This is a genomic window from Rhodococcus oxybenzonivorans, assembly GCF_003130705.1.
Classification (GTDB): Bacteria; Actinomycetota; Actinomycetes; order Mycobacteriales; family Mycobacteriaceae; genus Rhodococcus_F; species Rhodococcus_F oxybenzonivorans.
Genome location: NZ_CP021354.1, coordinates 4,350,359 through 4,372,055, shown reverse-complemented (window position 1 = coordinate 4,372,055; position 21,697 = coordinate 4,350,359). Strand labels below are relative to the sequence as shown.

The window sequence follows — 21,697 nt, the reverse complement described above, 5'->3', positions numbered from 1 at the left end:
AGCCGTGACCGGTAGTCGATCGGCGTACCGTCCCTACCATGGCTGCTGCGATTTCGGTGGAGAAACTCGTGAAGACGTTCGGCGCCACCCGCGCCCTGGACGGCCTGGATCTCGAGGTGCGCGCCGGTGAGGTGCACGGTTTCCTGGGGCCGAACGGCTCCGGCAAGTCGACCACCATCAGGGTCCTGCTCGGACTGCTCCGGGCCGACTCCGGTACCACGCGTCTGCTCGACGGGGATCCGTGGCGTGATTCGGTGTCGTTGCACCGCAGGCTCGCCTACGTTCCGGGTGATGTGAATCTGTGGCCCAATCTCACCGGGGGTGAAGCGATCGATCTCCTCGCGGGGTTGCGCGGCGGTCTCGACGAGACCCGGCGTGCAGAACTGCTCGAGCGGTTCGAACTCGATCCGACGAAGAAGGCGCGCACGTACTCCAAGGGCAACCGGCAGAAGGTCGCGCTCGTGGCCGCGTTTGCGTCCGACGTCGAACTGTACGTTCTCGACGAACCCACGTCCGGGCTGGATCCGCTGATGGAGTCGGTGTTCCAGGACTGCGTCGAGGAGATGTCCGACTCGGGGCGGACGATCCTGCTGTCGAGTCACATTCTCGCGGAGGTCGAGGCGCTGTGCGATCGGGTGAGCATCATCCGCGAGGGCCGAACCGTCGAGACCGGCACATTGGCGGAACTGCGTCATCTCACGCGTACGTCGATCACGGCCGAGACGCAGCGGCCGGTGACCGGACTCGAGAGCATCGAGGGGGTCTACGACGTGCGGGTCGACGGCCTGCACTCTCGATGTGAGGTGGACACCAGCGCGATCGACGGGGTGCTGCGCCACCTACTGTCGTTCGGCATCTCGTCGCTGACGTCGACGCCACCGACGTTGGAGGAGTTGTTCCTACGGCACTACGGGGACGAACTGGCCCGCGAGGGCGAGAACCACCGGCGCGCCGAATCCGGGGCGCGGACACGATGAGCGCCGTGACGGCGCCGGAGAAGGTGGGGCGCGGGCAGTACGCGGGGACCGCCCGGCTGGTGCGGCTCGCGCTACGCCGTGACCGTATCCAGCTGCCGGTGTGGTTACTCGCCCTCGCAGCGCTGCAGGCGTTCTCGGCGTCGAGTGTGCTCGGCCTGTATCCCACGGAGGGTGACCTGCGCAGCTTCGCGGTGGCCACTGCGGCCTCACCGGTCGCGCTGGCCACCAACGGTCTGGTGTCCGGGTACAGCGTCGGCGCCGTGCTCGCCAGCCAGATCGTCATGCCGCTGTCTCTCGCTGCCGGCCTGATGACCACCCTGCTCGTCGTGCGTCATACGCGGCAGAACGAGGAGACGGGCCGCGCCGAACTCGTCGAGGCCGCCGTCGTCGGGCGCAGAGCCTTGCTCACGGCCGCACTGGTTGTCGCGGTCGGCGCCAATCTGGTTCTCGGACTGATCAACGTTGTCGTTCTGGTTGCGGAGGGTCTTCCGTTCGCAGGTTCTGTGGCTCTGGGCGTGGCTGTCGCGGGGGCCGGCATCGCGTTCGCCGCCGTCGCCGCGGTCACCGCGCAGGTGACGGACAGTGCCCGCACCGCCAACGGACTGGCCGGCGCCGCCCTGGGTGTGGCGTTCCTGTTGCGTGCAGTGGGCGACATGACGGGGACGGTGACGGAAAACGGCACCCGGGTGGTGAGTAGCTGGCCGACCTGGCTGTCGCCGGTCGGCTGGGCCGAACAGGTCCGTCCTTACGACGACAATGCCTGGTGGGTGCTGGCGTTGCCCGTCCTGTTCGCACTCACGGTCGGCTCGGTCGGCTTCGCCCTTACCGAACGCCGGGACATCGGCTCGGGCCTCGTACCGACCCGCCCCGGCCCCGCCCGCGCGTCCGGGTTGTTGCCGACGCCGCTCGGATCGGCGTGGCGGATACAACGGACGATCCTGTTCTGGTGGGCATTCGGCATCACCGTCCTCGCCGTGGTGTACGGCGCAATCGCGGACCAGATCGACGACTTTCTCGGCGAGGGCGAGCAGGTGGCCGACATGATGGAGCAGCTCGGTGGCGGTACCACCGACATGGTCGATGCCTACTTTGCCGCCATCTTCGGCATGATGGCGATCGCGGTTGCGGGCTACGCCGTACAGGCATTACTCCGAATGCGGGGTGAGGAATCGGCGGGACGACTCGAACCGGTTCTCGCGACAGCGCTCTCGCGTTCGCGGTGGATGCTCGCGCATGTCGGACTGGTCGTGTCGGGAATCGTTGTCTTGCAGGCACTGACCGGGGCGGCAACTGGGCTCGCGTACGGTCTCGTGACCGACGACGTACCGGGAAAGGTGGTGCATCTGACCGGTGCTGCTCTGGCCTTCGTGCCTGCGATCGCAGTGGTCGCGGCCGTGGTGGTCGCGTCGTTCGGTGGTGCCCCGGCCTGGTCGACCGGGATCTCCTGGGGCGTGCTCGCTGCCTGCCTGATCTTCGGATTCCTCGGACCACTGCTCGGTCTGCCTCAGGCGGTGCGCGACCTGTCGCCGTTCACACACGTCCCCGCCGTTCCTGCGGCGGAGGTGACGGCGGCTCCGCTCGTGCTGCTCGCGACGATCGCCGTCTTCGTGATCGCCGTCGGGGTGGTGCTCTTCCGGCGACGCGATATCACCAGTTCGTAGCCTGCGCGAGGTCGTCGAGGGGTACGGCGAGGACTCGGGCCAGAGCTGCAATTGTCGTAAATGCCGGAGTGGGCATCCGGCCGGTTTCGATCTTGCGCAGAGTCTCCGGTGAAATCGCCACTTCCTGAGCCACTTCGGCGAGGGTGCGGTCGCCCCGGGCACGGCGTAGATACGCCCCCAGGCGCTGACCTGCCGCGAGTTGGGCCGGAGTGAGCGGGAGACGCACCATGCCACCAGCCTACTCGACGGCGGTATGAAAATACCGGACGATCGACTACGGTGGTATTTTAATACCGGCTATCGGGTCGGATGGAGAGGAAAACCTGTGCTGGAATTGAAGACCCCTCGGGAGATCGAAGCGATGCACGTCACCGGTGTATTCATCGCCGAGCTGCTCGACGACCTCGCCTCCCGGGCCGAGCCGGGGGTAAACCTGCTCGAACTCGAACATCGCGCCCGCCAGCTGATTACCGAACGCGGTGCCCAGTCGTGCTACTGGGATTACGCGCCGTCGTTCGGGCGAGGGCCGTTCCGTAATGTCATCTGCCTGTCGGTCAACGATGCAGTGCTGCACGGACTTCCGCATGACTACGTCCTCCGTGACGCAGACCTGCTGAGCATGGATATCGCGGTATCGATTGACGGGTGGGTCGCCGATTCGGCGCGGAGTGTGATCGTGGGGGTTCCGCGGCCGGAGGATGAGCGTCTCATCGAGGCGACCGAGCGTGCCCTGGCAGCGGGGATTGCCGCTGCGCTGCCCGGCAACCGCCTGGGCGACATCTCTGCTGCGATCGGCGCCGTGGCCGCCGACTACGGGTACCCGGTCAACACCGAATTCGGTGGCCACGGACTCGGGCGCACCATGCACGAAGACCCCCACGTGTCCAACATGGGACGCGCCGGACGTGGTCTGAAGCTGAAGCCTGGATTGACGCTTGCGCTCGAACCATGGCTCGCTGCCGGTACCGACAAAATCATCTACGACGACGACGGGTGGACCATCCGCTCGGCCGACGGGTCCCGTACCGCACACAGCGAACATACCATCGCCGTCACCGACAGCGCGCCACTCGTGCTGACGTGTCAGGATCACGTCGCGGCCCCTGAGTAGTGGTCCGGCGACTGTTGTAACTCTGCGGGACAATGCGATTCGCGCTGGCTATTGCTCTGGTGGCCCGCAGTTGCTAGACTCGAACAAAGTTTCGAACGACCTTGGGGGAGGTTGGTTATGGGGGGATTAGCGGTACCGGATCTGGACGAGGTGCGTGCGTTCACCGCACGGCTTCGTCTGGCTTCTGCCGACGGCGATGCGGGGTTGGGCATCGATCTACTCGATGCGATCGAGACGTTGAAGTCGGTGGGCTGCGCAGTGCAGGCGGTGATCACCGACGACGTCGCCACGAGTATCCGACACGACCGTGAAGCTCGACAACTGCCGCGGTCCGAGTGGGACCGGGGGATTGCGTCGCAGATTGCATTGGCGCGCAGGGAATCTCCGAACCGAGGTGGCCGGCATCTGGGGTTCGCGCGGGCGTTGGTGCATGAAATGCCACACACCCTGGACTTGTTGCGATCGGGGCGGTTGAACGAATGGCGCGCCACCCTGCTCGTGCGCGAGACAGCCTGCCTGTCGGCGCACGATCGGGCGATTGTCGACCGCCGATTGTGCGCGGATTCAGGCATTCTCGACGGAGTCGGCGACCGGGGTCTGGTTGCACGAGCGAAAGCCCTGGCGGTCGAACTCGATGCCGCGGCGGTCGTCCGAAGGCACCGCAAGGCAATCTCGGAGCGACGGGTCACCACCCGTCCGGCGCCGGACTCGATGGCGTATCTCAGCGTGTTGATGCCTGTGGAACAGGCTGTCTGCCTGCAGGCCACGCTGAGCCGGGACGCCGACAGTCTCATCGCCACCGGCAACAGTGGTGGCCGCACCCGCAATCAGGTGATGGTGGATCTGTTGTTCGCGCGCGGCACCGGAGCGTCACTGGCGTCCGGTGTGCCGGTGTCGGTGAACCTGGTGCTGTCGGACGAGTCGCTGCTGGCCGGCGGCCACGAGGCAGCCCACCTGCAGGGGTTCGGGCCGGTGCCGGCGGGGATAGCACGACACATGGTGGCTGACGCCATCGATGGAGTTGCCGAGACGACATTGCGGCGGGTGTATTCGTGCCCACAGTCGGGGGCGTTGACGGCGATGGAATCCCAGTCGCGCACGTTCCCGAAGAGCCTGAAGACGCTGATCGATCTCCGCGACCGCACCTGTCGCACACCGTGGTGCGATGCCCCGATCCGCCATCACGACCACATCCGCTCGTACGGCAACGCGGGTGCGACCAGCGCGGACAACGGGTCCGGGCTGTGCGAGGCCTGCAACTACGCGAAGGAAGCACCGGGATGGGATGCCCGCCCACTACGCAATCCCGGCCGCACCCACCTCATCGACCTCGGCACCCCGACCGGACACCACTATCGCTCTGCGGCCCCACCGCTACCGGCGGCCGCGCACCTGCGCGCATCGTGAGGGGGTCAGCAGTCGATGACGAGCCAGCCGCCGTGGTGTTCGAACACCGCGAACGGGCGTCCTGTCGCGTCGCCGAGCTTCGTGAGCGACGGGGTGTCGAAGGTGCGGATATGTCCGTGGCACGCGGTTGCCTCGTCCTCATAGGGGACAGCGACGACAACCCGGTCGCGGGCAACGCGGAGGGCCTCGGATATCACCGCGGTACCGATGCTGGCGTCGACGTGTTCGAGGAGGTGGATGGCGGTGACGGTGTCGAAGCTGTCGTCGGGAACCGGTACGTGCGCGGCGTCGCAGACGAGGGTGTCCAGGTCCAGTCCGAGCTCTGGTGCCACGGCGTCGAGGAGGGTCATGGTGCCCGGCAGAATGTCGGTCGCCGTGACGGAGCGACCCGCGCGGGCGAGTCGCAGGGGCAAGAATCCGAAGCACGACCCGAGGTCCAGGACGGAACCGCGGACGAGTTCCTCCGCCTTCTCGTGGATCGGTGCGAAGTCGGCGGTGCCGTCCAGCAATTCGTCCAGAGAGTTGCGGTAGTAGACGGTCCAGGCCTCGAGCGCACCGTCGACGGTGGAGCGAACAAGCCCGACCATGGTTGACTCGAATTCGTCCTGGCCGAAGTCGGCGTCCTCGATCGACGCAGTGACCGAGGCCACGAGCCGCTCGCTCAGATCCTCCGGTGTCAGGGCATGCCGCACCCACAAGTGGTCGCCGTCGCGGGCGAGCGTGAGCGGTCCGGCGGCGACGCGCTCTACCGTGACGTGGCCGTGTGACCAGAGTCCGGATTCGCACGGAGCGAGAGAGTCGAAAGCGGAGGTGTCGAGAGTGGAGGACATTCGAGGCAACCTTGCCTAGTGGTGATGGCGGGAGGAGATCAGGTTCGTGTGTCGGGCTCGCCGAGGGAACTCAGCCCATCGTAAAGCGATTGCATTCCGCTGGCGAGTAGTTCGTTCAGTTCGAGCGAATCGTCATCGAGCCACTGCTCGTATGCCGACATCGCAACCCCGAGTAGGAGATAACCGACAGTGCGCGGAATGTGGTCGGTGGGTGAGACTCCGAGCCGGCCGGCCACGTACTCGGCGATGACGTTGCGCCATCCTTCGTACATCACCACCGAATATGCCTGCAGCGCAGGTACCCGCAGAATGAGGCCCATCCGCTTGCGGTGATTGACTTCCTCGCTTGCAGGGAAGGCGTTGAACTCGAGGAGGGCGGCCGTGAGGCCATCCGCGATCGGAATGTCGTCCGGCTGTGCGGCGAGTTGAGCGCGCATCTCGGCGAGGTGGGCATCGAAATCGCCCCACGGGATCGCATTCTTGGACGGGAAGTAGCGAAACAGGGTGCGCCGGGCGATGCCGGATGCCTCGGCGACCTCGTCGACGCTGGTGGCGTCGAACCCTTGCCTGGTGAACAGCTCGATCCCCACGGTACTGATCCGGTCCTGCGTTGTGGACGGGCGTCGCCCTATCCGACTGGCTGGTTTTCGTCGGCTTTTCATGTTTCGTCCCTCCCGGTCTGGCATTCTGCACTCGATGCCATTACAGTGGTGAGGCGAGTCACAGAAGGGTCCTTCTATGACGGGAAGCATCCCAGTGACTCGCCTACGTATCACCGAACAGTAGGAGGAAATCATGTCCGATCGTGACAACAACGTGCTGGAGAACGACCTCGTCGAGGAATCTCTCGTCGAAGAGGTGTCGATCGACGGCATGTGCGGCGTGTACTGACATGCCCGAAGCACCCGCAGCGACCGGTACAGCCGGTATCGATCTCGATGTGGGCTGGAAGCTTCATCCGCAGGTGGCGCTGCGTCCCGAGCCGTTCGGGGCGCTGCTCTACCACTTCGGGACACGCAAGCTGTCGTTCCTGAAGAACCGCACAATCGTCGCGGTGGTGGAGGCCCTTCCCGACCACTCCGACGCCCGGTCCGCATTGCGGGCGCAGGGCATCGGGGACGACACCGCTCCGCAGTATGCGCGAGCCCTCGGCACTTTGGCCGAGTCGCACATGATCGTCCCCGCCTGACCAGCTCTCTTCGCCCCGTATCAGAGGATCCAGCCCATGACCTCCATGCTCGAAAGGCCCTCCGCCCCGGTCGGCCGACTCGTCGACCAGTTCGAACTGGGACTCGACGCCCCGATCTGCCTCACGTGGGAACTGACCTACGCGTGCAACTTGTCGTGTGTGCACTGCCTGTCCTCGTCGGGGCGGCGTGATCCACGGGAGCTGAGCACCGAGCAGTGCAAGGCGATCATCGACGAACTGCAGCGTATGCAGGTGTTCTACGTCAACATCGGTGGCGGCGAGCCCACCGTGCGCTCCGACTTCTGGGAACTCGTCGATTACGCCACCGCGCACCAGGTGGGAGTCAAGTTCTCCACGAACGGGGTGAAGATCGACAAGAAGGTTGCCGCCCGGCTCGCGGCGAGCGACTACGTCGACGTGCAGATTTCCCTGGACGGCGCGACGGCCGAGGTCAATGATGCCGTTCGTGGTCCGGGATCGTTCGCGATGGCGGTGCGGGCGCTGGAGAATCTGTCCGAGGCCGGTTTCAAGGACGCCAAGATCTCCGTGGTGGTCACCCGGCACAACGTGTCCCAGCTCGACGACTTCAAGGCCCTGGCGGACAAGTACGGCGCCACCCTGCGCATCACCCGGTTGCGCCCGTCCGGCCGAGGAGCGGACGTGTGGGACGAGCTGCACCCCACCCAGGCGCAGCAGCGTGAGTTGTACAACTGGCTGGTCGCCAATGGTGACGGTGTGCTCACGGGCGACTCCTTCTTCCATCTTTCCGCTTACGGTGACGCGTTGCCGGGCCTGAATCTCTGCGGCGCCGGCCGGGTAGTCTGCCTGATCGACCCGATCGGTGACGTCTATGCGTGCCCCTTCGCCATTCACGAGCAGTTCCTCGCCGGAAACATCCTGGCGGACGGCGGCTTTCAGCATGTGTGGCAGCACTCCGACCTGTTCCAGGAACTGCGGTCTCCGCAAACCGGGGGAGCGTGCAGCAAGTGCGCCCACTACGACTCTTGCCGCGGCGGCTGTATGGCCGCGAAGTTCTTCACCGGGCTTCCGATGGACGGACCCGACCCCGAATGTGTTCAGGGATACGGCGAGGCGGCGCTCGCAGGTGAGCGCGGCGACATTCCGAAATCCAGCGTCGACCACTCCCGCACCGGCCAGCGTCGGACTCCTCGGGCACCGGTTCCGCTGACGTTGATGGTGCGTCCGCCCGCCAAGATTTGTGACGAGAACCCGCTTGCGGGAATGGAACAGACGTAAACCGTCTGTCGGTATGAGAGGTTTTTTCGACATGGGTAAGAATCCGTTCTTCGAGACTGTGGCCGAGGCCCAGCGTCGCGCGAAGAAGCGTTTGCCGAAGTCCGTGTATGCGGCTCTGATCGCCGGTTCCGAGCGCGGGCTGACGGTCGACGACAATGTCACGGCGTTCGGTGAGCTGGGGTTCGCCCCGCACGCCGTCGGTCTCTCGGACAAGCGCGAGCTGTCTACCACCGTGATGGGGCAGAACATTTCGCTTCCCGTCGTGATTTCCCCGACCGGTGTGCAGGCGGTGCACCCCGACGGCGAGGTCGCGGTTGCACGTGCTGCGGCGGCCAGGGGGACGGCGATCGGCTTGAGTTCGTTCGCGAGCAAGTCGGTCGAAGAGGTCACCGCGGCGAATCCCCAGACCTTCTTCCAGATGTACTGGGTCGGTACCCGGGACGTGCTGATTCAGCGGATGGAGCGGGCTCGTGCGGCCGGCGCCACCGGGCTGATCATCACCACCGACTGGTCCTTCTCCTACGGGCGCGACTGGGGCAGCCCGGCCATCCCGGAGAAGATGGATCTCAAGGCGATGATCCAGTTCGCACCGGAAGGCATCACGCGTCCGAAGTGGCTTTACGAGTTCGCGAAGACCCGGAAGATCCCGGATCTCACCACACCGAACCTCGCGGCACCCGGTCAGGAACCGCCCACGTTCTTCGGTGCGTACGGCGAATGGATGCAGACACCGCTGCCCACCTGGGACGACATTGCGTGGCTCCGTGAGCAGTGGGGTGGACCGTTCATGCTGAAGGGTGTCATGCGCATCGACGACGCCAAGCGTGCCGTCGACGCCGGTGTCACGGCCATCTCGGTGTCCAATCACGGTGGTAACAACCTCGACGGCACACCTGCGCCGATTCGGGCGCTGCCCGCTATCGCCGATGCGGTCGGCGATCAGGTCGAGATCCTGCTGGACGGCGGCGTCCGCCGCGGCAGCGACGTCGTCAAGGCGCTCGCTCTCGGCGCCAAGGCCGTCATGATCGGCCGCGCGTACCTGTGGGGCCTTTCGGCGAACGGTCAGGCCGGTGTCGAAAACGTTCTCGACGTCCTGCGCGGCGGCATCGATTCGGCGCTCCTCGGACTGGGGCACTCGTCCATTCACGACCTCAGCGCATCCGACGTCGTGATCCCGCCCGGATTCCAACGCGTCCTGGGCGCCGAATCCTGACTCGACACGCGTAGATGGCTGCGCAGCTGACCGACCGGATCACCCTGGCGGGGCGTCATGCCTCCTCCAGGGTGCTCTTCGGTCCGCACGTCACGAATCTCGGTGTGCGACGGTCTATTTCCCCGCGTCACGTTGCGTACTACGAGCGGCGGGCGAGAGGTGGTGCGGGAATCGTCGTCACCGAGGTCGCGTCGGTGCACGCCTCCGACTGGCCCTATGAGCGCGCGCCACTCGCTGCCGACTGCGTTGACGGCTGGCGTGACGTCGTGTCGGCGTGCCGCCCACACGGCACTCTGGTGCTGGCCGGGCTGGGTCACACCGGGCTCCAGGGCTCGAGCGCCTATTCACAGTCCGTGCTGTGGGGACCGTCCCGCGTGCCCGACGTGGTGTCGCGGGAGATGCCGATGCCGATGGAGCGGCCCGAAATCGAGGAACTCGTCGAGGGTTTCCGCGCCGCCGCGGCCCGGGTGGTCGAGGCGGACATGGACGGGGTCGAACTCGACGCCGGGCCGAGGGGGCTGCTGCGTCAATTCCATTCGGCGCTCACCAATGTACGCGGCGACGAGTACGGGGCCGACCGTCTCAGGCTCACCCGCGAGGTGATTACCGCTGTCCGGGAGGAACTGGGCCCGGGTCGAGTACTGTCGCTGCGTCTTTCGTGCGACGAACGGACGTCGTGGGGTGGCATCACACCCTCCGTCGCCGCAGAGCAGGCGAAAACCCTGGCCGGTGCGCTCGATCTCTTGGTCGTGGTCCGCGGCGGCGCACTGTCGGTCACGGCCTACCGTCCCGATTTTCACACTCCGGCCGGATTCAACACGGAGACGTGCTTGTCTGTTCGGCGGGCGGTGGCCGGCGGCGTTCCGGTCGCTCTGCAGGGCAGTGTGATCGACCCCGTACTCGCTCGGCGAGCGCTCGATGACGGTGTCGCGGACGTGATCGAGATGACGCGAGCGCAGATCGCGGACCCCGATCTGGTCGCCAAGATCCGGAGCGGTTCCGCGCCGCGCCCCTGCATACTGTGCAATCAGACCTGCCGGGTGCGTGACCCCCGCAATCCTCTCGTCACCTGTGTCGGCAATCCGACCGCCGGGCACGAGGTCGTCGACCCACCGGAACCGCAACCGTATCCGTGTATATCCGCGGATGCTGAGACGGCGCTCGTGGTGGGCGGGGGGCCGGCGGGACTCGAAGCGGCGCGCGTCCTCGCGACGTCCGGTCACCGTGTCACGGTCGCCGAGGCGGCAGACCGCCTCGGTGGTCTGGTAAGGACAGCCGCCGCCGATGCACCGCACCTGCAGCCTCTGACGGACTGGCTCGAAGCCGAGTGCAGGTCCTTGGGTGTCGATTTCCGTCTCGGTGTCACTGTGTCCGACGCGGACATCGATGCCGCCCACAAGAATGGGGTGACCGTGGTGGTGGCCACCGGTAGCCGGCCCCGCCCAGCGCCATTTCCCGTCGAAGGGACCACCCAGTGCGTCGACGCCGTCGACGTGTTGATCGGCGCCGCCCTGCGTGAGGGTCCGGTCCTGGTCTTCGATCCGATCGGAGGCCCGATCGCGGTCGCCCTCGCCGAATGGCTCGCGGCGTCGGGGCGCGAGGTCGGTGTGGTGACTCCCGACCCGGTGGCCGGATCGCGTCTGGGCCCGAGCGGCGACCTGTTCGACGCCAACGGGCGTCTGCAACGGGCGGGAGTCGCCCGTCACCTGTCGAGCCGGATCGTGTCGGCGGGACACTCGGGTGCGCGGATCCGGAACCGGTACACCGGTGCGGAAACGCTGGTGCCGTGTGCCGCCGTGATCGACTGTTCCCCCCGGTTACCCGATAACACTCTGCGCTCCGGCGCGGTTCGGGTCGGTGACTGCCTTGCTCCCCGAACACTTCTCGAAGCGATCCGCGAAGGCCGCCTCGAGGCACATGCCCTTCGGTTACCCGCGTCAACGAGAGATAGGACGATGTCATGGGACAGTTCGACGGCAAGGTAGCGTTCATCACCGGGGCCGCCCGAGGGCAGGGGCGGACGCACGCTGTGCGGCTGGCCCGTGAGGGCGCGGCGATCATCGCCGTCGACATCTGCGGACCGGTATCGACGTACAACACCTATGAACCGGCGACGCCCGACGACCTGGCCGAAACGGTGCGACTGGTGGAGTCCGAAGGCGGCAAGATTCTCGCCGAACAGGCCGACGTCCGGGACAGCGCCGCGCTGCGGGCCGTGGTGGATCGGGGCGTCGAACAGTTCGGGCGGCTCGACATCGTGATCGCGAATGCGGGCATCTGTAACTGGAGCCGATTCTGGGAGATGCCCGACGAGCAGTGGGAGACGCTGATCGATGTCAATCTCACGGGTGCGTGGAAGACATTGAAGGCGGCAGTGCCGGCTTTGATCGAGGGCGGGCGGGGTGGGTCCATCATCGTCGTGAGCTCGGTCGCCGGTATCAAACCCTTGCCGGGTCAGGCCAATTATGCAGCTTCCAAGTTCGGCCTGGTCGGCCTGACGCAGACGGCGGCAAAAGAGCTCGGCGAGTACAAGATCCGGGTCAACTCGATTCACCCGTACGGTGTCAAGACCCCGATGGGCACCGACCCCGGCAGCCTGGTGATACTCGAGAAGCACCCCCATTATCTGTCGAGCTTCGGAACGATCCTCACCGAGCATCCGCTGGCCGGGACCGACGACATCACCGATGCGGTGCTGTGGCTGGCCGGTGACGGTTCCCGCACGGTCACCGGAAGTCAGGTCGCTCTCGACATGGGCAACACCAAGGTGTGAACACCGCCTACCGTCACCTCTTCACCCCGTTGCGCCTCGGACCGCTCACCGTGCGCAATCGGGTGGTCTTCTCGGCGCACCTCACGGGATACGCCGTCGACGGACTCCCCACCGAGCAACACGCCGCCTATTACGCGGCGCGCGCGAGGGGTGGAGCCGGGCTGATCATCTCCGAGGAACATGCCACCCATCCGGGTGACTGGCCGTACGAGAAGGTGATCGCGGGTTACCGCCCCGAGGTGGTACCCGGATATCGGCGGATCACCGACGCCGTGCACGAGTACGGCGTACCGATTCTGGCTCAGCTCAACCACAACGGTGGTCAGGGGTCGAGCCTGTATTCACGCCGGCCGCTGTGGGCGCCGAGTGCTGTACCCGACCCGTTGTTCCGTGAAGTACCGAAGGAGGTGGACAGCGGGGAGATCCGGACGCTGATCGACGGGTACGCACTCGTCGCCGAGCAGTGCATCCGCGGCGGCTTCGACGGCATCGAACTGCAGTGCTCCCATTCTTCGCTCGTCCGTAGCTTCCTGGCGCCGGCGACCAACCAGCGCACCGACCGCTACGGGGGTTCGCTCCGGAACCGCGCACGGTTCCTCCTCGAGGTCGTGGCCGCGGTCCGCGAGGCGATCGGACCGGACCATGCACTCGGGGTGCGGCTCGCCGGTGACGATCGGTTCGACGGAGGCGTCGAGCTGGACGAGGCCGTGGGGGTGGCGGCCTTCGTCGATGCCTGTGGGCAGGTCGACTACATCAACACCTCGATCGGGATGGCCACCGAAACCCTGCACATGATCGAAGCGTCGATGGCGGTGCCCCGCGGCTATGCATTGTTCATTCCGAACGCCATCCGGCAACGGGTGGGTCTTCCCGTGGTCGGAGTCGGACGGTTCACGGATCCAGCTCAGGCCGACCGGGCTCTGGCAGAAGGTCATTGCGACCTGATCGGTGTGGTGCGCGGACAGGTCGCCGATCCCGACTTCGCCGCAAAGGCGCTGGCGGGGGACACGGCCGGCATCCGGACGTGCCTGTCGTGCAATCAGGAATGCGTCGGCCGGATGGGCCTCGGCCGGTGGCTCGGTTGCGTCGTCAACCCGCGTGCGGGCAAGGAATCCGTGGCCCTGCCCGAACCGCGGGTTCGCGGGCGCCGCGTTGTTGTCGTCGGGGGCGGTCCGGCGGGATTACAGGCAGCCGCGACGGCCGCGCTGCGTGGCCACACCGTGACGCTGTACGAGCGAGCGCGGGAGCTCGGAGGACAGGTCCGTACTGCCGCAGTGGTCCCCGGCCGCCGTGAATTGCTCAGCCTGGTCATGAATTTGGAGAAGGAGTGCCGCCGTCTCGGTGTGGATCTGCGTACCGGTACATCGGCGACGGCAGAGGCCGTGGCCGGATGCTCCCCGGACGTGGTGGTGCTGGCAACGGGAGCTCGTCCGGTGCGCCCCCACTGGGCCGGCCGATCCGATCGGATAGTGGATGTGCGCGACGTCCTCGAAGGACGGGCCGGGCCGCAGGGGACGGTGCTGGTGGTCGACGACCTGGGGTTCCACCAGGGAACGTCGGTGGCGGAGTTCCTTGCGGACGGCGGGTGCGAGGTCACGATCTGTACACCGGGAATGATCGTCGGTCAGGACCTCGGGATCACCCTGGACCTCGAGGGCTGGAACGAGCGGGCGCACCGTAAGGGCATCACCCAGTTGACCGAGGTGGTGCCGACCGGCAGTGGCCCTGGCGAGCAATCGCAGGTCGCCGTTGCGCTGCTGCATCACCCGACCGGTCGGGTCAGCAGACTCACCGTCGATTGGGTGGTGGTTTCCGTCCATCAAGAACCCGACGACGACCTCTGGGCCCCGTTGACTACCGCGGGGTTCGACGTGCATCGCATCGGCGACGTCCTCGCCCCGCGGCGCGCACACTCGGCCGTCATCGAGGGTGAACGGGTCGCGTTGTCGCTCTGATGGCAGCCCCTTCTTCCGCCTCGCATAGCATCGGGGCATGACCGCTTCCGGGCCCCTCGAGGATGCAGTGTGGACGGATTTGGACCGCGGCGGGGCGACTGTCGCCGTCCCCGTCGGCTCCCTCGAGCAGCACGGCCCGCACCTTCCGCTGGACACCGACACTGCAATCGCCGCAGCGGTGACAGGGGCCTTACCCGGTGTGCTGGCGGCGCCCGCGATTGCCTACGGAGCCAGCGGCGAGCACGAGGCGTTTCCGGGAACGGTGTCGCTCGGCGCGGATGCGCTCGACACGGTGCTGGTGGAGTACGGGAGGTCGGCATGCCGCTGGGCGGGTCGGGTGCTGTTCGTCAACGGTCACGGCGGCAACGGTCCCGCACTGGTCAAGGCTGTTGCCTTGCTCCGGTACGAGGGCCGGGATGTCGCCTGGGTACCCTGCGCCGTGCCGGGTGCAGATGCGCACGCCGGCCGTACGGAAACGTCCCTGTTGCTACACCTTTCACCCGACCGGGTACGTTTGTCCAGCGCCGAACCCGGCAATGTCGAACCTCTCGCAAGCTTGATGCCAAGACTGCGCGAAGGCGGTATGGTCGCCGTGTCGGCCAACGGCGTGCTCGGTGATCCGACGGGCGCCACGGCCGCGGAGGGGGCGCACTTGTTCGGCGCACTCGTCGAAGACGTGTCCAAGGCACTGGCCCGGTGGGAGCCGGGCCCCGATGGGAGGCTCACATGACCCACGCGGGAGTCCTCGGGTGGCTGAGGACGCATCGTCGTACCCTCGGTGTTCCCGATATCCGGTATGACCTGCCCGTGCTGTCCGACCCGCATACCATCGACTGATGCGCCAAGCTCGACTTCCCGACGGATTCGGGATCCGGATCGATCCGAAGGTGCGCGCATATTCCGGCGGCCGAGTCCTCATCGGCGGTTCACCGACACGCATGTTGAAACTCGCGCCCACCGCTGCGGCCATGATCGGCGACGGATTCCTCGAGGTCGTCGATCCCCAGTCGGCGGTGGTCGCCCGCAGACTCCTCGATTCCGGCGTCGCCAATCCGCGGCCGATGAGCACTCCCTCACCCCAGGACGTCACCGTTGTCATTCCGGTGAAGAACAATCCGGGCGGGCTCCACCGCCTCCTCGCGTCGCTGCGGGGCCTGGAAGTGATCGTGGTGGACGACGGTTCCGACGTTCCGGTGGTCTCTCCCGCGTTGCAGAACGGGTGCGGACGCGTCACCGTTCTCCGCCATGACACCGCCAGGGGTCCCGCCGCGGCAAGAAACACCGGTCTCCGTTCCGCGGCAACCCCCTTCGTTGCCTTTTTGGACTCCGACGTGCTGCCTCGAACGGGATGGATCGAAGTGATGCTCGGCCATTTCAGTGACCCTGCGGTCGCGCTCGTGGCCCCACGGATCGTCGCTCTCGACCCCGAGGCGAGCACGCTGGCGCGATACGAGCACGGCCGATCCTCACTGGATCTGGGGCGCAAGGAATCGGCGGTCCAATCCGGCGGGCCCGTGTCGTATGTGCCCAGCGCGGCGATGATCGCCCGCCGTGAGGTGGTGGACGAGTTCGGTGGATTCGACGAGTCCATGCACGTCGCCGAGGATGTAGACCTGTGCTGGCGCCTGCAGGAATCCGGCTGGCGGCTGCGGTACGAGCCTGTGGCTCATGTGGCGCATGATCACCGGGTCACCTTCGGCAAGTGGTTCGACCGCAAGTTGTTCTACGGGACGGGTGCGGCGCCGCTCGCCTCGCGGCACGCGGGGATGGTTCCGCCGCTGTCCATGTCGCCGTGGACGTTTTTCGCGTGCATCGCCGCAGCCACCTGCACTCGGCTCGGTCTGCTCGGAGCCGTCGCCACCCTGGCGATGATGGTGGTGCGTCTTCGCCGCATGTTCACCGGGCTCGATCAGCCCACCCGCATCGCCGCGATTCTCGCAGCTCGAGGGTTTGCGGGCGGTGCCTGGCAGCTTGCCTCGGCGATGTGCCGGCACTACTGGCCCATCACGGTCCTGGCGGTGGTGCTGTCTCGACGGATCCGCCGGATCGCCCTCGCCATCGCGATCGCGGAGGGGTTCGCCGACTGGGTCACCCACCGTGAACCCGGTGGACTGGGTCCCGTGCGGCACACTGCGTTCAAACGGATCGACGACATCGCCTACGGTGCCGGACTGTGGAAGGGCGTGATCGCTGCCCGTGATTTCGACGCCGTGAAGCCTCGGCTGAAATCGTAGTGGCCGGTCCCGTCCGAGCTGCCGACGTGGTAGTCGTCGGCGGTGGTTCGAGTGGTTGTGTCGTCGCTGCGCGGCTCAGCGAGGATCCCGACCGAACCGTCGTCCTGCTCGAGTCCGGTCCCGGGTATCGATCGGCGGCCGAGTGTTCTTCCGTGCTCGACTACCGCACGTTGCCGGTCGGCCCGCGCAGTCCCTACGGCGACACCTACGGAATCGAACTGACACCCGGCATACCTTCGGCCATGGTGCGCGGTCATGTCCTCGGAGGCTCGGGCGCCGTCAACGGTGCATATTTCATCCGCGGGACGGCGCCGGACTTCGATCGGTGGCCGCCTTCCTGGTCGTACGAGCACGTGCTGCCCTTCTTCCGCGCGCTGGAGACAGACGTGGATTTCGAGGGTCCAATGCATGGCGCAACGGGCCCTGTGCCGGTGCGCAGGCAACCGGCCGATCGGCTGAGTGCGGTAAGTGCAGCCTTCCACCTCGCCGCCCTCGACCTGGGGTTCGCGGAGGAAGCGGACAAGAACGGGCGCGACGGCGAGGGAATCGGACCCGTGCCGCTCAATGTCGGCGACGGCCGGCGGATCAGTACGGCCTCGGCCTATCTGCTGCCCGCGCTCGATCGCCCCAATCTCACGGTCGACGTCGACTCGCACGTCGTTCGCGTTCTCTTCTCCGGCACCAGGGCGGTCGGCGTCGAGGTCGACAGCGGCGGCGCCCGACGGGCGGTCCGGGCGGATCGGGTGGTTCTCGCGGCAGGCGCCGTCGAGACGCCTGTGCTGCTGATGCACTCGGGAATCGGGCCGGCTGAACATTTGCGGGACAACGGCATTCGTCCGGTGACGGATGCACCGGGTGTCGGGAGCGACTTCAGCGACCACCCCGAAGTGGGTCTGCCCTATCGGGTCCGGGCTCCACTGAGCCGCGACGCCACCAGTCCGGTGCTCGAGGCCGTGCTCAACGTCGGGCAGATCGAAATTCGTCCGTACACGGCATCTTTCGATGTCCTCGTGCCCGGATCCGGTCAGCCCGTTCCCCGGCTCGGAATAGGTGTGATGACCCCGGAGAGTCGGGGTCGAATTCGGCTGGCGTCCCCGCACCGCCGCGTCCGTCCGCGGATAGAGTATCGCTACGCGGAAACGGACTCCGATCGCCGGGCGCTCCGGAACGGCGTCGCTCTCGGTGTGGAACTTCTCCGATCGCCGGCCTTCCACTCGCTGGTGGAGCCGATCTGGGAGGAGGTGTCGGACAACGAGGTGCGCGCCCACCTGGGGACGTCGCAGCACCTCTGTGGCAGTTGCCGAATGGGGAATTCGGACGACGCCGGCGCGGTGGTCGACGAGCGCTGCAATGTCCGTGGAATCGACGGACTCACCATTGCCGACACGTCGGTGTTCCCGGTTGTGCCGAGTCGTGGCCCGCACGCCACCGCGGTGATGGTGGCCGAACGGGTCAGTACCTTCCTCTCAGGGTGACAGCCCTCGCCCGCCGGAAGTGTGGCCCGCGTTACAGTAGTAGAGACGCCGTGGAGGATCCGATGCAGAAGCAACCGCCCACCGGGGGCAACCCGTGGGTCGCCGTACGACCCGGCGACGATGTCGCAGTGCTCGCACGACGGGTGTCGTCGGCGCACCAATTGTTCGTCGACCGGTCCGTGCCCGCCGTCTCCGACACGGAGCAGAACGCCGTCCGCTCCGTCATCCTCGATTCGTGGATGCGGAGCACCCGTAAGGGCGTCAATCCGGACGGCGCCGCCCGGGCAGATCATCTTGCCGCCTCGGAGCTGGCCGAGTACCGGGCCTCGCATCCGATGGCGCTGATCCGCCCGGTCGTGCGCAAACTCCTCGTCGAGGACGCGGCCGACACCGGTCTTCTCGTCGCTATCACCGACGAGAAGGGACAGCTGCTGTGGGTCGAAGGCGATTCCACGGCCAAGGATCGCGCGCTGAACATGAACTTCGTCGAGGGTGCCGACTGGAGTGAAGACACCGTCGGCACCAACGCTCCGGGAACGGCTCTGGCCCTCGATCACTGCGTGCAGATCTTCGGTGCCGAGCATTTCAGCCGTTCGGTCCACGAGTGGAGTTGCTCGGCTGCCCCGGTCCACGATCCGGCCACCGGGCTGATCGTCGGGGCCATCGACATCACCGGTGGTCCGCGGGTAGCCGTGCCCGAGGTGCTCTCGCTGATTCGGGCCACCGTTGCCGCGGCAGAAGCCGAACTACGGCTGAACCTGCTGCGTTCGCCGCAGCCCCTCGTCGACACCGTCACCCGGTTGGAGGTACTGGGCTCGGGTCGGCCCAGCCTCGTCCGCGAGGGCCGGCGTACTCCGCTGTCGCGGCGCCACGCAGAAATTCTGCTGCTCCTCGCCGAGCATCCCGAGGGGCTCAGTTCGGACCGTCTCGCCGTCCTCCTCGACGAGAGTGATCTGGACTCGGTCACGATCAGGGCCGAGATGTCCCGGCTCCGAAAAGTTTTCGGAACGGCCGGTATCGGTTCGCGCCCGTATCGGTTGCTCGCCGACCTGGTGTCGGATGTGCAGCAGGTGCGCAGTGCCCTCGACCGGGGCGAGCTCGCCGCTGCCCTGGACATCTATTCCGGTCCGGTGCTGCCCGGATCCGACGCACCCGGCGTCGAGGACATCCGGGACGAACTGCGTGCGCGGGTGCAGGCCGCGTTGCTGCGTGAGGGTGACCAGCGATTGCTGGCGCGGTGGACCACGTCGGTGCACGGCCGAGCAGACGTGGCCGCGTGGGAGGCCTATCTCGCCGGACTCGATCCACGTTCGCCCCTGTACTCGCAGGTCAAGTCTCGGGTCGATCTGTTCGATCAGCAGTACGCAACGTAGTTGCAACGGTACGTTCCCTAGTGTTGTGAGTCACATCCGAAAAGCAACTGAGCTTCACGACACCAGGGAGTTATCGATGACCGTGTATGCCCGCCCGGGTTCGCCCGACGCCGTCATGTCCTTCCAATCGCGTTACGACAACTGGATCGGCGGCCAGTGGGTTGCGCCCGTCAAGGGCCAGTACTTCGAGAATCCGACACCCGTCACCGGCCAGCCGTTCTGTGAGGTCGCCCGGTCTACGTCCGAGGACATCGAGCTCGCGCTCGACGCCGCGCACGCCGCGGCACCGGCTTGGGGCAAGACGTCCGTGGCCGAGCGCGCGATCATCCTGAACAAGATCGCCGACCGTATCGAGGAGAACCTCGAATCCATCGCGCTCGCCGAGTCCTGGGACAACGGCAAGCCGATCCGCGAGACCCTGAACGCGGACATTCCGTTGGCCGTGGATCACTTCCGCTACTTCGCCGGGGCCATTCGAGCGCAGGAGGGGGCGCTGTCGGAGATCGACAACGACACCGTCGCGTACCACTTCCACGAGCCGCTCGGCGTGGTCGGCCAGATCATTCCCTGGAACTTCCCCATCCTGATGGCCGTGTGGAAGCTGGCGCCCGCACTGGCCGCCGGAAACGCGGTAGTGCTCAAGCCTGCCGAGCAGACTCCGGCGTCGATCCTGCACCTGATCTCCATCATCGGTGACCTTCTGCCCGCCGGTGTGGTGAACATCGTCAACGGCTTCGGTGTCGAAGCGGGCAAGCCGTTGGCGTCGAGCCCCCGGATCAGGAAGATCGCGTTCACGGGCGAGACCACCACGGGCCGGCTCATCATGCAGTACGCCTCGCAGAACCTGATTCCGGTCACCCTCGAGCTGGGTGGCAAGAGCCCCAACATCTTCTTCTCGGATGTGTTGTCCTCCAACGACGATTACCAGGACAAGGCACTCGAGGGATTCACGATGTTCGCCCTCAACCAGGGCGAGGTGTGCACCTGCCCGTCGCGCTCGCTGATCCAGGAAGACATCTTCGACGAGTTCCTGGCGATGGCCGCCATTCGCACCAAGGCCGTGCGTCAGGGTGACCCGCTCGACACCGACACGATGATCGGCGCGCAGGCGTCCAATGATCAGCTCGAGAAGATCCTGTCCTACATCGAGATCGGCAAGGGTGAGGGCGCCAAGGTCATCACCGGTGGCGAGCGCGCGGAGCTCGGCGGCGATCTGTCGGGCGGATACTACGTTCAGCCGACCATCTTCACCGGCCAGAACAAGATGCGGATCTTCCAGGAGGAGATCTTCGGGCCCGTCGTCTCGGTCACCTCGTTCAAGGATTACGACCAGGCCATCGAGATCGCCAACGACACCCTGTACGGCCTGGGAGCCGGTGTGTGGTCGCGTGACGGCGGGGTCGCCTACCGCGCGGGCCGTGACATTCAGGCCGGCCGGGTGTGGACCAACACGTACCACCAGTACCCGGCGCACGCCGCCTTCGGTGGCTACAAGCAGTCCGGCATCGGCCGTGAGAACCACCTGATGATGCTCGAGCACTACCAGCAGACCAAGAACCTGCTGGTCAGCTACGCCGCGAAGGCTCAGGGCTTCTTCTGATGGACGCGGTTCGGGCGCCCGCGCGCCTGAAGGCAACCGCCGGGGCGGTGGAGCTTCTCCGCCGCCTCGGCGGTATCCACGGCGCGCTGATGATGCATCAGTCGGGTGGATGTTGTGACGGCTCCGCGCCGATGTGTTACCCGGACGGCGAGTTCATCGTGGGGGACCGGGACGTGCTGCTCGGCGTCCTGGACCTCCGTCTCGGCGTCGGTGAGACGTTGCCGACGCGCCCCGAGGGCGTCGACGCGGTTCCGGTGTGGATTTCCGGTTCGCAGTTCGAGGCGTGGAAGCATACGCAGCTCGTACTCGACGTCGTGCCGGGTCGTGGGTCGGGCTTCAGCGTCGAAAGCCCGGAAGGGATGCGGTTCCTCAGCCGGGCCCGCGCCTTCACACCCGAGGAGAACACCAGCCTCGCAGCCGAAGACGTCATCGTCGGTGAGCGGTGGGAGCAGGGCTGGAGGCCCGCCCCGTCCGCCGAGCCGCAGGTCGTCGCCGAGGCGGTCGACGCCTGCCCCGTGCCCGGCGCCCGCCCGGGCACGTGACGCGGCTCCGGTTTTTACGTCGTGGACACGCCACGCTGACACGACGTGTACACAGCACGCTTACCGTTCGCCTCGGCACTTGCGCCGCGGCAGCATTCAT

At 66.6% G+C, this 21,697-nt stretch carries 20 protein-coding genes; 17 read left to right on the top strand and 3 right to left on the bottom strand.

What is annotated here, in order from left to right; genetic code table 11:
- Window positions 1–38 precede the first annotated feature (38 nt).
- On the top strand, window positions 39–977 hold the full coding sequence (locus CBI38_RS20545; protein ID WP_109331707.1) for an ABC transporter ATP-binding protein: 939 nt from the start codon (window positions 39–41) through the stop codon (window positions 975–977).
- Window positions 974–2,638 (top strand): ABC transporter permease, encoded by a 1,665-nt coding sequence (locus CBI38_RS20540; RefSeq protein WP_109331706.1) that lies wholly within the window; start codon window positions 974–976, stop codon window positions 2,636–2,638. Before CBI38_RS20545 ends, CBI38_RS20540 begins: the two co-directional genes overlap by 4 nt.
- On the opposite strand, the gene CBI38_RS20535 is transcribed toward CBI38_RS20540, so the two are convergent.
- Entirely contained in the window at window positions 2,625–2,867 is a 243-nt protein-coding gene (locus CBI38_RS20535; RefSeq protein WP_109331705.1) for a helix-turn-helix domain-containing protein, read from the bottom strand. The two genes, CBI38_RS20540 and CBI38_RS20535, sit on opposite strands and share 14 nt — an antisense overlap.
- A 96-nt stretch (window positions 2,868–2,963) precedes the next feature.
- Between CBI38_RS20535 and map the strand changes: the two genes are divergently transcribed.
- A complete protein-coding gene (map, locus tag CBI38_RS20530; protein ID WP_109331704.1) occupies window positions 2,964–3,749 on the top strand; it encodes a type I methionyl aminopeptidase in 786 nt (261 codons plus the stop codon).
- A gap of 117 nt (window positions 3,750–3,866) precedes the next feature.
- The gene (locus CBI38_RS20525; RefSeq protein ID WP_109331701.1) at window positions 3,867–5,156 is read left to right on the top strand and encodes a DUF222 domain-containing protein; all 1,290 of its coding nucleotides are present in this window, start codon (window positions 3,867–3,869) and stop codon (window positions 5,154–5,156) included.
- Window positions 5,157–5,161: 5 nt separating this feature from the next.
- On the opposite strand, the gene mftM is transcribed toward CBI38_RS20525, so the two are convergent.
- Window positions 5,162–5,986 carry a mycofactocin oligosaccharide methyltransferase MftM gene (mftM, locus tag CBI38_RS20520; RefSeq protein WP_109331700.1) on the bottom strand — a complete coding sequence of 275 codons (825 nt, stop codon included), beginning with the start codon at window positions 5,984–5,986 and terminating at the stop codon, window positions 5,162–5,164.
- Window positions 5,987–6,024: 38 nt separating this feature from the next.
- The gene (gene mftR / locus CBI38_RS20515) at window positions 6,025–6,648 is read right to left on the bottom strand and encodes a mycofactocin system transcriptional regulator (protein ID WP_109331699.1); all 624 of its coding nucleotides are present in this window, start codon (window positions 6,646–6,648) and stop codon (window positions 6,025–6,027) included.
- A gap of 133 nt (window positions 6,649–6,781) precedes the next feature.
- On the opposite strand from mftR, the gene mftA reads away from it, so the two are divergent.
- The 13 genes from mftA to CBI38_RS20450 all read left to right on the top strand — a co-directional run bounded on the left by mftA (window position 6,782) and on the right by CBI38_RS20450 (window position 21,597).
- Window positions 6,782–6,877 carry a mycofactocin precursor MftA gene (gene mftA, locus CBI38_RS20510; protein ID WP_005573048.1) on the top strand — a complete coding sequence of 32 codons (96 nt, stop codon included), beginning with the start codon at window positions 6,782–6,784 and terminating at the stop codon, window positions 6,875–6,877.
- A gap of 1 nt (window position 6,878) precedes the next feature.
- Window positions 6,879–7,175 (top strand): mycofactocin biosynthesis chaperone MftB, encoded by a 297-nt coding sequence (mftB, locus tag CBI38_RS20505; protein ID WP_109331694.1) that lies wholly within the window; start codon window positions 6,879–6,881, stop codon window positions 7,173–7,175.
- A 36-nt stretch (window positions 7,176–7,211) separates the two neighbouring features.
- Window positions 7,212–8,432, top strand: a complete 1,221-nt coding sequence (gene mftC / locus CBI38_RS20500; protein WP_109331693.1) for a mycofactocin radical SAM maturase — start codon at window positions 7,212–7,214, stop codon at window positions 8,430–8,432.
- A 31-nt stretch (window positions 8,433–8,463) separates the two neighbouring features.
- Window positions 8,464–9,645, top strand: coding sequence for a pre-mycofactocin synthase MftD (gene mftD, locus CBI38_RS20495; RefSeq protein WP_109335232.1), 1,182 nt, complete (start codon window positions 8,464–8,466; stop codon window positions 9,643–9,645).
- Window positions 9,646–9,659: 14 nt separating this feature from the next.
- Complete coding sequence (locus CBI38_RS20490) at window positions 9,660–11,630, top strand: mycofactocin system FadH/OYE family oxidoreductase 1 (protein ID WP_109331692.1); 1,971 nt, start codon at window positions 9,660–9,662, stop codon at window positions 11,628–11,630.
- A complete protein-coding gene (locus CBI38_RS20485; protein WP_109331691.1) occupies window positions 11,606–12,418 on the top strand; it encodes a mycofactocin-coupled SDR family oxidoreductase in 813 nt (270 codons plus the stop codon). The genes CBI38_RS20490 and CBI38_RS20485 overlap by 25 nt, the downstream gene beginning before the upstream one ends.
- Window positions 12,415–14,373 carry a mycofactocin system FadH/OYE family oxidoreductase 2 gene (locus tag CBI38_RS20480; RefSeq protein ID WP_109331690.1) on the top strand — a complete coding sequence of 653 codons (1,959 nt, stop codon included), beginning with the start codon at window positions 12,415–12,417 and terminating at the stop codon, window positions 14,371–14,373. Before CBI38_RS20485 ends, CBI38_RS20480 begins: the two co-directional genes overlap by 4 nt.
- A gap of 37 nt (window positions 14,374–14,410) precedes the next feature.
- Window positions 14,411–15,103, top strand: a complete 693-nt coding sequence (mftE, locus tag CBI38_RS20475; RefSeq protein ID WP_109331689.1) for a mycofactocin biosynthesis peptidyl-dipeptidase MftE — start codon at window positions 14,411–14,413, stop codon at window positions 15,101–15,103.
- Window positions 15,104–15,209: 106 nt separating this feature from the next.
- Window positions 15,210–16,607, top strand: a complete 1,398-nt coding sequence (mftF, locus tag CBI38_RS20470) for a mycofactocin biosynthesis glycosyltransferase MftF (RefSeq protein ID WP_109331688.1) — start codon at window positions 15,210–15,212, stop codon at window positions 16,605–16,607.
- Window positions 16,607–18,082, top strand: coding sequence for a mycofactocin dehydrogenase MftG (mftG, locus tag CBI38_RS20465; RefSeq protein ID WP_109331687.1), 1,476 nt, complete (start codon window positions 16,607–16,609; stop codon window positions 18,080–18,082). The genes mftF and mftG overlap by 1 nt, the downstream gene beginning before the upstream one ends.
- Before the next feature lie 62 nt (window positions 18,083–18,144).
- Window positions 18,145–19,455, top strand: coding sequence for a sigma-54-dependent transcriptional regulator family protein (locus tag CBI38_RS20460; RefSeq protein ID WP_109335231.1), 1,311 nt, complete (start codon window positions 18,145–18,147; stop codon window positions 19,453–19,455).
- A 76-nt stretch (window positions 19,456–19,531) separates the two neighbouring features.
- A complete protein-coding gene (adh, locus tag CBI38_RS20455; protein WP_109331686.1) occupies window positions 19,532–21,055 on the top strand; it encodes an aldehyde dehydrogenase in 1,524 nt (507 codons plus the stop codon).
- A complete protein-coding gene (locus tag CBI38_RS20450) occupies window positions 21,055–21,597 on the top strand; it encodes a DUF779 domain-containing protein (RefSeq protein ID WP_109331685.1) in 543 nt (180 codons plus the stop codon). The genes adh and CBI38_RS20450 overlap by 1 nt, the downstream gene beginning before the upstream one ends.
- Window positions 21,598–21,697: the final 100 nt, after the last annotated feature.